Source organism: Amycolatopsis sp. NPDC049868, from assembly GCF_044461365.1.
Taxonomy (GTDB): domain Bacteria; phylum Actinomycetota; class Actinomycetes; order Mycobacteriales; family Pseudonocardiaceae; genus Amycolatopsis.
Genome location: NZ_JBITKV010000001.1, coordinates 396,601 through 409,420, shown reverse-complemented (window position 1 = coordinate 409,420; position 12,820 = coordinate 396,601). Strand labels below are relative to the sequence as shown.

Genomic DNA, 12,820 nt, shown 5'->3' with positions numbered 1-12,820 from the left:
TGGTTCGTCACCCGCTCACACTGCTCGCCGATGGGTACCCACCTACGTTTCGACTAAACCGATTAATCGAAACGAGGTGCCGCGATGGTGCACGGCGAGTGGTCGAGGCGAGAGTTCTTCCGGCGGTCCGCGGTACTGGGAGCGGTGACGATCGGCGGCCCGGTGCTGTTGTCCGCGTGCACGTCGACGTCTTCCGGGGACGCGCTGCAGGCGGCCAAGGACGCGAAGAAGATCAAGATCGGGATCGCGAACGAAGCGCCGTACGGCTTCACGGACCAGAGCGGCAAGGTCACCGGCGAGGCGCCCGAGGTCGCCCGCGCCGTCTTCAAGGCCATGGGCATCGACAACGTGGAAGCCGAAGCGGTCTCCTTCGACCAGCTGATCCCCGCGCTCAACGCCAGGAAGTACGACATCGTCGCGGCCGGGATGAACATCAAGAAGGAACGGTGCGACGCGGCGGCCTTCTCGATCCCCGACTACTCGGCGCTCACCGCTTTGCTGGTACCCAAGGGAAACCCGCAGCAGGTACTGAAGTTCGAGGACATCGCGGCCAAGAAGGTCAAGGTCGCCGTGCTCTCGGCGGCCGTGGAGAAGGGGTACGCCACCGACTCCGGCGTCGCCGAGGACCAGATCGTCACCCTCGACTCCCAGGACAACATGCTCCGCGCGGTCACCGACGGCCGGGTCTACTGCGCCGCGCTCACCGACATCTCCCTCAAGGACGTCCTGGCGAAGAGCCCGGGTGCCGCGGCGGAAGTGACGCCGGGCTTCGACCCGATCAAGGACGGCAAGCCGGTCGTCTCCGCCGGCGCGTTCGTCTTCCGCAAGGACGACAACCCGTTGCGCGAGGCCTTCAACGCCGAGCTCAAGAAGCTGCAGGACAGCGGTGAATGGACCAAGATCGTGACGCCGTTCGGGTTCTCGGCCGACAACCTGCCGAAGGCCGACGTCACCACCGAGAAACTCTGCGCGGTGTGACGGGGCTGACGTCATGTCGTCGTCGGTATCGCATATCACCACGACCGTCCTCAGTGGACTGACAGCGACCGTCACCGCCGCCATCGGCGGGATCGTGCTCACCGTGGTGCTCTCCCTGATCGCCGGGCTCGCGCTGGGCTCGCCGTCCCGGACGGTGCGGGGGATTTCCCGTGTCTACGTCGAGATCTTCCGTGGTACTTCGGAAGTCGTCCAGCTGTTCTGGTTGTACTTCGTGCTCCCGGTGCTGGTCGGCTTCCAGCTGGTGCCGATGTTCGCCGGAATCCTGGTGCTGGGGCTCAACCACGGGGCCTACGGCGCGGAAATCGTCCGTGGTGCGGTGAATTCGGTCCCCCGCGCGCAGTTCGAAGGTGCCGTCGCGCTCAACCTGACACCCGCCCAGCGGATGCGGCGGGTGATCCTGCCGCAGGCGTTCGCGGAAATGCTGCCACCGTTCAACAATCTCTTCATCCAGTTGCTGAAGAGCACCGCGCTGCTGTCGTTCATCGCCGTCCCGGAGATGGCGCGTCAAGGTGAGCTGCTGCGGCCGGTGTTCGGCGCCGAACTGGGCTGGATCTACGGCACCGAACTCGTGCTCTATCTCCTGCTCGCGTTGCTGATCACCAGCGGCATGCGGCTGCTGGAACGGATCGCCGCGCGGCGCCTCGGCCGGGTCCCGGTCAAGATGACGGCCACCGCGGGAGGTGTGTGATGGGCTGGAGCTGGGAATCCGCCGCGAAATCGGTTCCCCTTCTGCTGGAAGGGCTTCTCGTCACCGTCGAGATCACCCTGCTGGCCTCGGTGGTCGCGTACGCGCTCGGCCTGGTGTTCGCGCTGATCCGCCGGACGGGGATTCCCGTGCTGTCCCAAGCGGTCCTGCTGTTCATCGAGTTCGTCCGCAGTACACCCTTGCTGATCCAGGTGTTCGTGCTCTACTACGTGATCCAGCCGGTGGGCGGGATGACCTTGTCCCCGTTCGCCACCGGTGTCATCGCGCTCGGCGTGCACTACGCGACCTACGCCGCCGAGGTCTACCGCGCCGGTATCGAAGCTGTCCCGAAAGGACAGTGGGAGGCCTCGACCGCGCTGAACCTGCCGAGGTCGCGCGTGTGGACCGCGGTGGTCCTGCCGCAAGCGGTGCCGCGGGTGCTGCCCGCGCTCGGCAACTACACGATCTCGATGTTCAAGGAAACCCCGCTGCTGCTGGCGATCGGCGTCGTCGACGTCCTGGCGAGGGCGAAGGAGGTCGGCGCCGACACGTTCCGCGTCACCGAGCCGTACACCCTGGCCGGGGTGCTGTTCCTGCTGGTGAGCCTGCCGGCGTCGATTCTGGTGAGAAGGTTGGAGCGACGTGCCGCCCACAGTTGATTCCCCGATGATCCGGTTCTCGCAGGTGGTCAAGTCCTTCGGGGACCACGTCGTGTTGCAGGACCTCGATTTCACCGTCGCGCCGGGGGAGTTCGTCTCGCTGATCGGGCCGAGCGGGTCCGGGAAGACGACGATCCTGCGGCTGTTGATGACGCTGGAGAAGGTCGACGGCGGCACCATCGAGGTCTGTGGTGACTACCTGAGTCACATGAAGCGCGGCGAAAAGCTGGTGCCCGCGGACGAGAAGTACCTGCGGGAGGCGCGCAAGCGGATCGGCATGGTGTTCCAGCAGTTCAACCTGTTCCCGAACATGAACGTGCTGCGCAACATCACCGAGGCGCCGATCCACTCCCTCGGCGTCTCGCGGGACGAGGCCGAGGCGCGGGCCGTCGAACTGCTGGAGATGGTGGGGCTCGCCGACAAGAAGGACGCGCACCCCACCCGGCTTTCCGGTGGCCAGCAGCAGCGCGTCGCGATCGCCCGCGCGCTCGCGATGCGGCCGGACGTGCTGCTGCTGGACGAGGTGACTTCGGCGCTCGACCCGGAACTGGTGGCCGACGTCCTGCGCGTGCTGCGCGAGATCGCGACGTCCACCGACATCACGATCCTCTGTGTCACGCACGAAATGCAGTTCGCGCGGGACGTTTCGGATCGGGTGATGATGTTCGACCAGGGGCAGGTGCTGGAGGACGCCGCGCCGGACAAGCTGTTCAACGATCCGGAGCACGACCGGACGCGGCGGTTCCTCAAGGCGGTGATCGACCGGGCGTGAGGTCGGCTCACTGGAGTGCGCTCAAGATCTCCTTCGTCGAGGTGACCGTGGCGAAGCCGCCTCCGTGCAGGTTCGTCGCGGTCGCCCGGTACAGCTCGTCCGCGGTCAGGACGCCGCCGTCCGGCCCGGCGAGGTCGAAGGTGAAGGTGGCGTCGAGCGCGAAAGTCACGTCGTAGCCGAGGTTCCCGCCGACGCGCGCGGTGGTCTCGCAGCAGAAGTTCGTCTGGATGCCGGCGAGCACGAACGAGGTGATGCCGCGGGTCTTCAGCCAGCCGTCGAGATCGATGTCGCCGTGGAAGGCCGAGTTGACCTTCTTGCCGAACACCAGATCCGCACGCACGCCGTCGAGTTCCGGCTTGAAGTGGTTGCCCTCCTGCCCGGGCCGCAGCGACGAGCCCGGTTTCACGGAGTCGTGGTGCACCAGCACGATCGGCAGCCCGCGCTCCTGCCATGCGTCGGCGAGCGCCTTGATGTTGGCCTCCGCGCCGGGATTGTTGCGAGGGCCCCAGACGGGTTTGTCGAAGCCGCGCTGGACGTCGATCACGAGCAGGGCCTTGTTCTCAGTGGTCATGGCTTCGAGTTTCGTCCCACACGCGGCGGCCAAGGGAGTGGCAGAAGACGCGCGATGCGGTACTTTTCTGCCATGCGAACCGTGGGTGTGCTCCTCCTGCCGGGCAGCCGGTCCTTCGACCTGGGCGTGATCGGCGAGGTCTGGGGCGTGGACCGGACCGACAGCGGCATCGGGCCCTTCGAGGTCCGGCTCTGCGCGCCCGGCCGCGGCAGGGTCGCCATCCACCCGTTCGGCCAGGTCGAGGCGACCCATGGGCTGAGCGGGCTGGCGGGCTGCGATCTCGTCCTCGTGCCCGGCCGGGTCGATCCGCACGCCGAGGTGCCCGCGGCCGCCGTCGCCGCGCTGCGCAAGGCGCACCGGGCCGGGATCACCGTGGCGTCGCTGTGCTCCGGCGCCTTCACCCTCGCGGCGGCCGGGCTGCTCGACGGCCGGTCCGTCACCACGCACTGGCGGCTGCTGGACGACCTCGAAACCGCCGCTCGCGACGCGGTCGTCCAGCGGGACGTCCTGTTCACCGACGAGGGTGACGTCCTGACGTCCGCAGGGGTCGTCGGCGGACTGGATCTCTGCCTGCATCTGGTGCGCCGCGACCACGGCGCCGAGATCGCGGCCGCGCTCGCCCGGCGGCTCGTGATGCCGCCGGCGCGGGAAGGCGGCCAGCGGCAGTATGTCGACAACCCGTTGCCGCCCAAGCCGTCGCGGCCGAGTGTTTCGTCCACAATGGACTGGGCGCTGGAGCGCATCGCCGACGACATCGGCGTCGACGACCTCGTCGGTCACGCCGGGCTCAGCGAGCGGACCTTCCATCGCGAGTTCGCGGCGGCGACCGGTGTCACGCCGGGACGCTGGCTGCGCGCGCAGCGGGTGCGGCTCGCGCGGCGGCTGCTGGAGACCACCGAGCTCCCGGTCGAGCGGGTCGCGCAGCGGTCCGGCCTCGGCACCGCCGCCAACCTGCGGCGAAGGCTCCGGGCCGACGTCGGTGTCGGGCCCGATTCGTATCGCCGGACGTTCCGGTCGGTTACCGTCGAAGCATGGCCGAGTACGAGCACATCCTCGTGAAGCGGGACGGCGACACCGTCACGATCACCATGAACCGCGCCGCGCGGCGGAACTCGCTGTCCGCCGATCACCTCGCCGAGCTGCTCGCGGCGTTCCGCGAGGCAGGGGACACGGACGCCACCGGGATCGTCCTGGCAGGCGCCGGGCCGGTGTTCTCGGCGGGACACGACTTCGGCGACGTCGCCGCCCGCGACCTGATGGGGGTGCGCGAGCTGCTGCGGCTGTGCACGGACCTGATGGGCACGATGCAGTCCGTACCGCAGGTCGTCGTCGCGCGGGTGCACGGGCTCGCGACCGCGGCGGGCTGCCAGCTGGTGGCGTCGTGCGACCTCGCCGTCGCCGCGGAATCCGCCGGGTTCGCCCTGCCCGGCGGCAAGGGCGGCTGGTTCTGCCACACACCCGCGGTGCCGGTGGCCCGCGCGATCGGGCGGAAACGGCTGATGGAACTGGCGCTCACCGGCGACGTCGTCGACGCCGCGACCGCGTTGGACTGGGGCCTGGTGAACCGCGTGGTCCCGGACGACTCGCTGGACGAAGCCGTCGCTTCGCTGCTGGGACGTGCGACGCGGGGCAGCCGGGCGAGCAAGGCGATGGGCAAGCAGACCCTCTACGCGCAGCTGGACCGGCCCGAGGCCGACGCCTACGCGCTGGCGCTGGAGGTGATGGCTTCGGCCTCGCAGCTGCCCGGTGCCCGTGAGGGGATGGCCGCGTTCCTGGAGAAGCGCTCCCCGGTGTGGCCGGACTGAGTTCAGAGCGCGCGTTCGCGCATGAGCAGGAGCGTGTAGGCGGCCAGCGTCTGCGCATCGGTGATGTCACCCGCGGCGATCATCTTCTCGAACTCGTCGAGGTCGAACCACGCCGTCCGCATGTCCTGCTCTTCGATCTCGCGCTGGGCTTCACTCTGCGTGAGATCGGTGGCCAGGAACACGCGCCCGCGCTGGCTCGACATCCCGGCGGCGACGTCCGTCACGCCGAGTTCGGCCATCGACCCCGCGATCAGGCCGGTCTCCTCGCGTAGTTCGCGGGCGGCGAGTTCGAGCGGCGGGACGTCGGCCAGGTCGGGGGCGGTGCCCATCGGGAACTCCCAGCGCCGCAGCCCGAGCGGGTAGCGGAACTGCTCGACCAGGTGAAGCCTGGCCCCGTCGAAGGGGATCACCACGGCGCAGGTGGGTTTGTCGACGACCGCGTAGATCCCCTCGGAACCATCGAGCCGCCGGACGTCGTCCTCGCGCACGGTCATCCAGTTGTTCCGATACACCTCACGCGAGCTGACACGCTGAACGGGGTCCATGCGCACAGTATCGCCGTGCTTGTCCTACCCTCGCGGAGTGCGCCTAGTGATCGCTCGCTGCCAGGTCGACTACGCCGGCCGTCTGACCGCCCATCTGCCGATGGCCACCCGGCTGCTGCTCGTGAAGGCCGACGGCTCGGTGTCCGTGCACTCGGACGACCGTGCCTACAAGCCGCTGAACTGGATGAGCCCGCCGTGCTGGCTGATCGAGGACGGCAAGCTGTGGATCGTCGAGAACAAGCAGGGGGAGAAGCTCGTCATCACGATCGACGAGATCTTCCACGACCACGCCCAGGAACTCGGCGCGGAACCGGGCCTGCAGAAGGACGGCGTCGAGGCGCACCTGCAGGAACTGCTCGCCGAGCACATCAAGACCCTCGGCGATGGCTACACCCTCGTGCGGCGGGAGTTCCCGACCGCGATCGGCCCGGTCGACATCATGGCCCGCGACGCCGACGGGGCCAGTGTCGCCGTCGAGATCAAACGGCGCGGCGAGATCGACGGCGTCGAGCAGCTGACGCGGTACCTCGAACTGCTCAACCGCGACCCGCTGCTGGCGCCGGTGCAGGGCGTGTTCGCGGCGCAGATCATCAAACCGCAGGCGCGGGTACTGGCCGAGGACCGGGGGATCCGGTGCCTCACGCTGGACTACGACGCGCTGCGCGGCATCGAGTCGGACGAGTTCCGCCTGTTCTGAGGGGCTCGTGAGTACATGAAGGCCCCCTTCCTTGCGTCTAGCGCAAGGAAGGGGGCCTTCATGTACTTCAGGCTCACTGATCACCAGCAGGTGTGTCCGCCAGGGTGGGTTTCGGAATAGCGCTTGATCGCAGTGCAGTTGCCCAAGTAGGAGCTGTAGTCCTCCAGTGTGCCGAGGACCCCGTCCGGTGAAGGTTCGGCGTAGACGCCGGGAGCCAGCATCACCATCTTGTCGCCGTCGACGTACTGCGTGTACCGCTTGTCGACCTTGGACTTCGGCACGAACTTCGGATACTCGCTCGGCGGAGTCGATGTCGTCGGGCTCGGCGAACTCTTGCTCGTGCTGGTCGGCAGGGCCGGTGTGGTGGAGCTCGTCGTCGACGACGAGCTGGCGGTCGCCGTGGAGGTGGCGGTGGGGCTCTCCGTGCATCCCGCGGAGAACCCGCCGAGCAGAGCCACTGTGAAGATCATCGCGACGTGCTTCATGCCGCGAAGTCGTGCACGGTTCACGGAGTGTTACGCGGCGCCGCTGCCTTCCAGGGCACTGAACAGCCGATATCAAATCGAGTCCTCGGTTGTCGTATCTGCATTCTTTCTCGCGCCACAGAATGCCCGAAAGGGCGGCGGGAAATTAACGAACTCGCGTTCTTTCGCAAAAGAACCAGCTACTTCCGGGCCATTCGGGTGAACGCCGGATTCCTCGGTCTCACGCTGTGCCACACTCGATTTCCGCGAGGGGTACCGCCGACATGCGGCGGTCGCGGGTGCAGAGGTGAAGTGCCATGGCTGATTCTCCGAAGTATGTCGATCTGGTGCTGGAAGGCGGCGGCGTCAAAGGCATCGGGTTGCTGGGTGCGGTGCTGGAGTTGCACGAAGCCGGTTATTCGTTTCCCCGGATCGCCGGGACGAGCGCCGGTGCGATCGTGGCGACACTGGTCGCCGCTTATCAGAAGGCCGGGAAGGATCTCGGCGGTCTGGAAGCGGTGATGAACGACCTGGACTGCCGCCGCTTCCAGGATCAGTCCCTGCTCGACAAGATCGCCGGCCCGATCGGCGACGGCGTGGATCTGCTCCTGCACGACGGGATGCACTCCGGCGACTATCTCGCGGAATGGCTCACGCCGTTGCTGGAAGACGTCGGCGTGCGCACCTTCGCCGATCTCGCCATCGAGGATCCGGAAAGTACTTTGCTTCCGTACCAACGGTATTCCCTCGTCGTCCACGTCAGCGACCTGACTCGCCGCGTGCTCGTCCGGCTGCCTTGGGACTATTCCCAGTACGGCCGTGATCCCGGCTCGGAGAAGATCGTCGACGCGGTCCGCGCGTCCATGTCGATCCCGCTGTACTTCCGGCCGGTGCAGTTCGACGTCCGTCCCGAGGGCACCGTCACCTGGGTCGACGGTGGACTGCTGTCGAACTTCCCGATCACCGTCTTCGACCGGACCGACACGAAGAAGCCGCGGTGGCCGACCTGGGGCGTGAAGCTTTCCGGGGAACCGGTGGGCGGCAGGGACAAACCGGTGAAGAGCGCGTTGCGGATCGCCATCGGTTCGCTCGAAACCCTGCTGTCGGACTGGAATCGTTACCGGTTGCACGAGGAGGGTGTGAACCGGCGGACGGTGTACGTCGACACGACCGGGGTTTCCGCCGTCGACTTCGGGCTCGGCGAAGAGGAGAAGAAGCGCCTCTTCGAAAGCGGGCGGGAGGCCGCGCGGCGGTTCCTGGAAAAGATTGTGCCGTAGTGAACTCGCCGGCGGTATTCCGGTGGGATGAGGGATAGGAGGATCCCATGCGTTATCGCCCGATCGGTAGTGACCCGGCGGACGGCCGGCTCGGCCGGTTCGTCCCGGACGACTGGCGCCACGTCGAGCGCTATCCGCTGACCGCGCTGGCCGCCGAGGACCGGCCCACCCGGTCACCGGTCGTCATCGGTGTCAACTGGTACAAGGAATTCGACGTACCGGAAAAGGACGAGAAGTCCGGCGAGTTCTTCGTCGCGAAGGGTGGCGCGAAATCGCTCACCAGGATCCGCGGCGGGCATTGCGTCTGCCTCGAACCCGGTGAGTCGACCGACGGCGAAACCCAGTACGCCTTCTACGACCAGGGCAAGGAAGGCGCGTGCGTCGGCTTCGGCTGGTCGCGCTGCATGACGATGTTCAACGGCGACCTCTACGCCGCGCGGTGGCTGTGGGACCAGTCGAAGCTGCGTGACGAATGGGGCGAGACCAATCCCGGGGACAACAACGGCACGTCCGTCCGCGCGGCGGCCGAGGTCCTGCTCGAACTGGGGCACGTCCCGTGGTCGGAGACCTACGCCGACGACGATCACGTCAAGCGGGCCGCCTACACGCCCGACGTCAAGAACGGCCTCCAGGCCTATCGCTGGGCGAAGTCGGTCGACGAGGTGCACGAGGTACTCGGCAACCCGCGTGCCGACGAACTCGGCGCCGTGCCGTTCCTCAACTCGTGGGGGCAGGGTTACCCGCACCGCACGTACATGCCGGACGACGTCCTCGCCCGGTTGATCAAGGAGGACGGCGAAGTGGGCCTGCCCACGGACCGGTAACCCCCACCGGTCACGGGAGAGGGCCGTTCTCGGCGGAAGCGCCGGGAGCGGCCCTTTTTCGTGCCCTTTTCCCGTGCCCACAACACTTCCACAACATCCCCACTGACGACGGCGTGCACCATCGGCTTCCGGTGAAAGGGGAATGAAATGGCTACATCCCATCTCGCTCGCCGCCGGCGGGCGACTGTCTCGGTCTTCATGGCCGGGGCGACGGTGCTCGCGAGCGCCCTCGCCGCCCCGGCGTCGGCCTCCAGCCACCGGGAAGCCCCGCTGATCTCGGGCGACCCGGCCGTGGACAACACCGACGTGTACGCGTTCGTCAGCCCTGACAAGCCGGACACGGTGACCCTGATCGCGAACTGGTATCCGCTCGAGGAGCCCAATGGGGGACCGACGTTCTACCCGTGGGCCACGGACGCCAACCACGACATCAACATCGACAACAACGGCGACGCGAAAGCGGACCTGACCTATCGGTGGACCTTCCGCACCGACGACCGGCGGGGGAACAACACCTTCCTCTACAACGACGATCCGGTCACCTCGCTGGACGACGAGGACCTGTTGTTCCGCCAGTTCTACACGCTGTCGCTGATCGACCGGGGGACCGGACGGACCACGAACCTGGTCACCAACGGGAGGGTCGCGCCGTCGAACGTCGGCCCGGCGTCGATGCCGAACTACGGCGTGCTCCGGAATCAGGCGATCACCGCGGTCCCCGGTGGCGGGCAGACGTTCGCCGGGCAGGCCGACGACCCGTTCTTCCTGGACCTGCGGGTCTTCGACCTGCTCTACGGGAGGAACCTCTCCGAGGTCGGACAGGACACGCTGGCCGGCTACAACGTGAACACCGTGGCGTTGCAGGTGCCCAAGAGCGCGCTGACGCTCGGGGGCAATCCGGCCAGGAATCCGGTGATCGGGGTCTGGAGCGACACCGAACGCAAGACGATCACGCTGCGCACTCCCGGTGCGGAGCGAGCGATCGGCGCCGACGTCCAGGTTTCGCGCCTCGGCAACCCGCTGGTGAACGAGGTCGTCGTGCCCGCCGGGCTGAAGGACCGGTTCAACTCGCTCCTGCCGGAGCAGGACCGGACGGTGCCCGCGCTGGTGAACAGGGTGACCAACCCGGAGGTGCCGGACCTCATCCAGCGGTTCTACGGCATCCCCGCACCCGCCAAACCCCGCGACGATCTGACGGAGATCTTCCTGACCGGGATCACCACGAAATCCGGTGACCGGATCAACCTGGATCTCAACTCGCAGCTCAACAACGCCGACGTCGATCCGGCCCGGTTCGCGCCGTCGGAGCAGCTGCGGCTGAACACGTCGATCCCGGTCACCGCGCAGCCCAACCGGCTCGGTGTCCTCGGCGGCGACCTCCAGGGATTCCCGAACGGCCGGAGGCTCGCCGACGACGCGCTCGACATCAGCGTCCAGGCGCTGGAAGGCGCGGCGGTCAGCGGCATCGTCAAGGCGCTCGCGGCGGGAGACCGGGTGGACCGGAACGACGTCCCGTTCGGCGCCGTGTTCCCGTACGTCGCCCTGCCGAACAACAAGGCGGTCAACTCGACCGTCCGTTGATCCCCCTCCCCGGTGGCCGCCGCTGACCCCCGGCGGTGGCCACCACCCCCATCTCCGCGGAAGGCGGACCCGATGTCCCACGACGTCCCCGAAAGCACGACAGGTACCCGATTCGGGAAGCGCACTCGCCGGTTCGCGCTCCTGGCGGTCTTCGGCGCGAGCCTGCTCATCGTCGGTGTCGCCACGTTCCTGCCACCGGACCCGGTCCACAGTGGAGGGCCGCAGGGTGGCGTGAGCACTCTCGACAGGGCGATCCGGACAGCGGAAGCCAAGCTCGCGAAGCAGGAGCAGGATCCGCAGACCTGGGCCGAACTCGGCGCCGCCTATGTCGAGGTGGCCAGGGTCAAAGCCGACCCGGCCTACTTCCCGAAGGCCGAAGAGGCGTTGCGGAAGTCGTTGGGGCAACAGCCCGACGGCAACGGGATTGCCTTGGCGGGTATGGGCGCGCTCGCCAACGCGCGGCACGACTTCACCGGCGCTCGCGATTGGGGTGAGAAGGCCAGGGCCGCGCTTCCGGACAACGCCGAGATCCACGGTGTACTCAACGACGCCTACACCCAGCTCGGGGACACCGCCGCGGCCACCGCCGCGTTGCAGCGGATGCTCGACCTGAAGCCGGGCGTCGCCTCGTTCACCCGCGCCGCCTACGAGTTCGAAATACACGGCCGGGTCGACGATGCCAGGCACGCGCTCGATCGCGCGCTGGCGGACGCCGTCGATCCCAGTGACGTCGCGTTCTGCCGCAACCTCCTCGGCGAACTCGCCTTCGACAACGGGGATCTCGACACCGCGCAGCTGCACTTCGAGGCGGGCCTGCGCGCGGCGCCGCAGGAAACCTCGCTACAGCAAGGAAAGGCCAAGGTCGCGGCGGCACGCGGGAAGATCACCGAAGCGCTCGCCGGCTATCAGGACCTCGTGGCCCGTCAGCCGAACGTGGGTAACCTGCGCGAGTACGCCCTGCTGCTGTCATCGGCCGGGGCACCGGAATCCGCCGCGCGTCAGTACGAGCTCTTCGAAGAGCAGCGGCGTCTCGAAGTCGCCTCCGGAGCGAACGTCGACCTCGAAGCTTCCTTGGTCGCCGCGGACCGAGGCGATGCCGCGCAGGCCCTCCGGTTCGCGCAGGCGGAGTGGGAGCGCAGGCAGCCCGTGTTCGTCGCGGACGCCATGGCGTGGGCGCTGCACCTCAACGGCCGGAACGCCGAAGCCCTCACCTTCGCCGACCGCGCGGCGAGCACCGGCTGGCGCAGCGCCTCGTTCGCCTATCACCGCGGCATGATCCTCGCCGCGCTCGGCAGGCCCGCTGAAGCCGTCAAGGCGCTCGCCGAAGCCCTGCGCATCAACCCGAACTTCTCCTTGACCGACGCGCGGACGGCACGGACCACGCTGGCGAACCTCGGCGGTGCCGGATGAGCCCGCGACGGCGGGAACACGACCGGAAAGGCGGCCACCCCATGCGTAATCTGCCCACCGAAAGGGTTCCGCGCCGGCTGCGCGGAGCCGCACTGAGCACGCTGGTCTTCCTCGCGGTCGTCGTGGCGTGCTCCGAGACGGCTCCCGACGCCGGACCTCGTTTCGACGACGAGACCACCGACGGCGTCCCGGCCGAGTTGACCTGTATGAAGCATCAGCCGCGGCCGCCGGGCCCCCGCTACACCGACGACTCGCTCCGGCGCACCGACGACGCCCTCGCCCTGCTCCGCTACTACACCGCGAACGGGGCCAAACCGTACTGCGACGGCAACGACGTCACCGACATCGATCGTCAGTGGATCGACGTCTACATCGCACTGGGCGCGGACGGGGAAAAGGTGAAACGCCCCTGATCGCCCTCGCCGGCGCTTCCCGCGACCGGACAGGAATTGTCAAGAACCGCCCTGAAACAGACACTTCGGGGCGGTCGTCACCCACCCGCACTGCCGTTCCTGAATCCATGCAGTATGG

15 protein-coding genes are annotated in these 12,820 nt (G+C 67.8%); 12 read left to right on the top strand and 3 right to left on the bottom strand.

All coding sequences use genetic code 11. The features are described from left to right. The first annotated feature begins 84 nt into the window (after positions 1-84). From ehuB to ehuA, 4 genes are read left to right on the top strand one after another with little or no spacing between them, the layout of a single operon-like run. Positions 85-978, top strand: a complete 894-nt coding sequence (ehuB, locus tag ACIBTM_RS02120; protein ID WP_395874679.1) for an ectoine/hydroxyectoine ABC transporter substrate-binding protein EhuB — start codon at positions 85-87, stop codon at positions 976-978. 13 nt (positions 979-991) lie between these two features. Next, positions 992-1,687 (top strand): ectoine/hydroxyectoine ABC transporter permease subunit EhuC, encoded by a 696-nt coding sequence (ehuC, locus tag ACIBTM_RS02115; protein WP_395874677.1) that lies wholly within the window; start codon positions 992-994, stop codon positions 1,685-1,687. Beyond that, the gene (gene ehuD / locus ACIBTM_RS02110) at positions 1,687-2,343 is read left to right on the top strand and encodes an ectoine/hydroxyectoine ABC transporter permease subunit EhuD (protein ID WP_395874674.1); all 657 of its coding nucleotides are present in this window, start codon (positions 1,687-1,689) and stop codon (positions 2,341-2,343) included. The genes ehuC and ehuD overlap by 1 nt, the downstream gene beginning before the upstream one ends. A gap of 7 nt (positions 2,344-2,350) precedes the next feature. Then, positions 2,351-3,115 carry an ectoine/hydroxyectoine ABC transporter ATP-binding protein EhuA gene (ehuA, locus tag ACIBTM_RS02105; RefSeq protein WP_395875771.1) on the top strand — a complete coding sequence of 255 codons (765 nt, stop codon included), beginning with the start codon at positions 2,351-2,353 and terminating at the stop codon, positions 3,113-3,115. Positions 3,116-3,122: 7 nt separating this feature from the next. Here ehuA and ACIBTM_RS02100 read toward each other — a convergent pair whose 3' ends face one another. Beyond that, complete coding sequence (locus tag ACIBTM_RS02100) at positions 3,123-3,686, bottom strand: cysteine hydrolase family protein (RefSeq protein ID WP_395874672.1); 564 nt, start codon at positions 3,684-3,686, stop codon at positions 3,123-3,125. Positions 3,687-3,758: 72 nt separating this feature from the next. On the opposite strand from ACIBTM_RS02100, the gene ACIBTM_RS02095 reads away from it, so the two are divergent. Then, positions 3,759-4,745: a GlxA family transcriptional regulator gene (locus ACIBTM_RS02095; protein ID WP_395874670.1), complete on the top strand. Its 987-nt coding sequence runs from the start codon at positions 3,759-3,761 to the stop codon at positions 4,743-4,745. Next, positions 4,718-5,491, top strand: coding sequence for an enoyl-CoA hydratase-related protein (locus ACIBTM_RS02090; RefSeq protein ID WP_037341443.1), 774 nt, complete (start codon positions 4,718-4,720; stop codon positions 5,489-5,491). Before ACIBTM_RS02095 ends, ACIBTM_RS02090 begins: the two co-directional genes overlap by 28 nt. Before the next feature lie 2 nt (positions 5,492-5,493). On the opposite strand, the gene ACIBTM_RS02085 is transcribed toward ACIBTM_RS02090, so the two are convergent. Then, positions 5,494-6,036, bottom strand: coding sequence for an NUDIX domain-containing protein (locus ACIBTM_RS02085; RefSeq protein WP_395874668.1), 543 nt, complete (start codon positions 6,034-6,036; stop codon positions 5,494-5,496). Positions 6,037-6,073: 37 nt separating this feature from the next. Here ACIBTM_RS02085 and nucS point away from each other — a divergent pair, with 37 nt between their 5' ends. Continuing rightward, entirely contained in the window at positions 6,074-6,733 is a 660-nt protein-coding gene (gene nucS / locus ACIBTM_RS02080) for an endonuclease NucS (RefSeq protein ID WP_034308895.1), read from the top strand. An 80-nt stretch (positions 6,734-6,813) separates the two neighbouring features. Here the strand turns inward: nucS and ACIBTM_RS02075 are convergent, their stop codons facing one another. Beyond that, positions 6,814-7,203 (bottom strand): hypothetical protein, encoded by a 390-nt coding sequence (locus ACIBTM_RS02075; protein WP_395874666.1) that lies wholly within the window; start codon positions 7,201-7,203, stop codon positions 6,814-6,816. 311 nt (positions 7,204-7,514) lie between these two features. Between ACIBTM_RS02075 and ACIBTM_RS02070 the strand changes: the two genes are divergently transcribed. From ACIBTM_RS02070 to ACIBTM_RS02050, 5 genes are all read left to right on the top strand, one after another. Further along, a complete protein-coding gene (locus tag ACIBTM_RS02070) occupies positions 7,515-8,474 on the top strand; it encodes a patatin-like phospholipase family protein (RefSeq protein WP_395874664.1) in 960 nt (319 codons plus the stop codon). A gap of 47 nt (positions 8,475-8,521) precedes the next feature. Further along, complete coding sequence (locus ACIBTM_RS02065) at positions 8,522-9,298, top strand: hypothetical protein (RefSeq protein WP_395874662.1); 777 nt, start codon at positions 8,522-8,524, stop codon at positions 9,296-9,298. A 147-nt stretch (positions 9,299-9,445) separates the two neighbouring features. Continuing rightward, positions 9,446-10,879, top strand: a complete 1,434-nt coding sequence (locus ACIBTM_RS02060) for a DUF4331 domain-containing protein (RefSeq protein ID WP_395874660.1) — start codon at positions 9,446-9,448, stop codon at positions 10,877-10,879. Positions 10,880-10,951: 72 nt separating this feature from the next. Continuing rightward, positions 10,952-12,289 carry a tetratricopeptide repeat protein gene (locus tag ACIBTM_RS02055; RefSeq protein ID WP_395874658.1) on the top strand — a complete coding sequence of 446 codons (1,338 nt, stop codon included), beginning with the start codon at positions 10,952-10,954 and terminating at the stop codon, positions 12,287-12,289. Between the two features lie 41 nt (positions 12,290-12,330). Then, positions 12,331-12,702, top strand: a complete 372-nt coding sequence (locus ACIBTM_RS02050) for a hypothetical protein (protein WP_395874656.1) — start codon at positions 12,331-12,333, stop codon at positions 12,700-12,702. Positions 12,703-12,820: the final 118 nt, after the last annotated feature.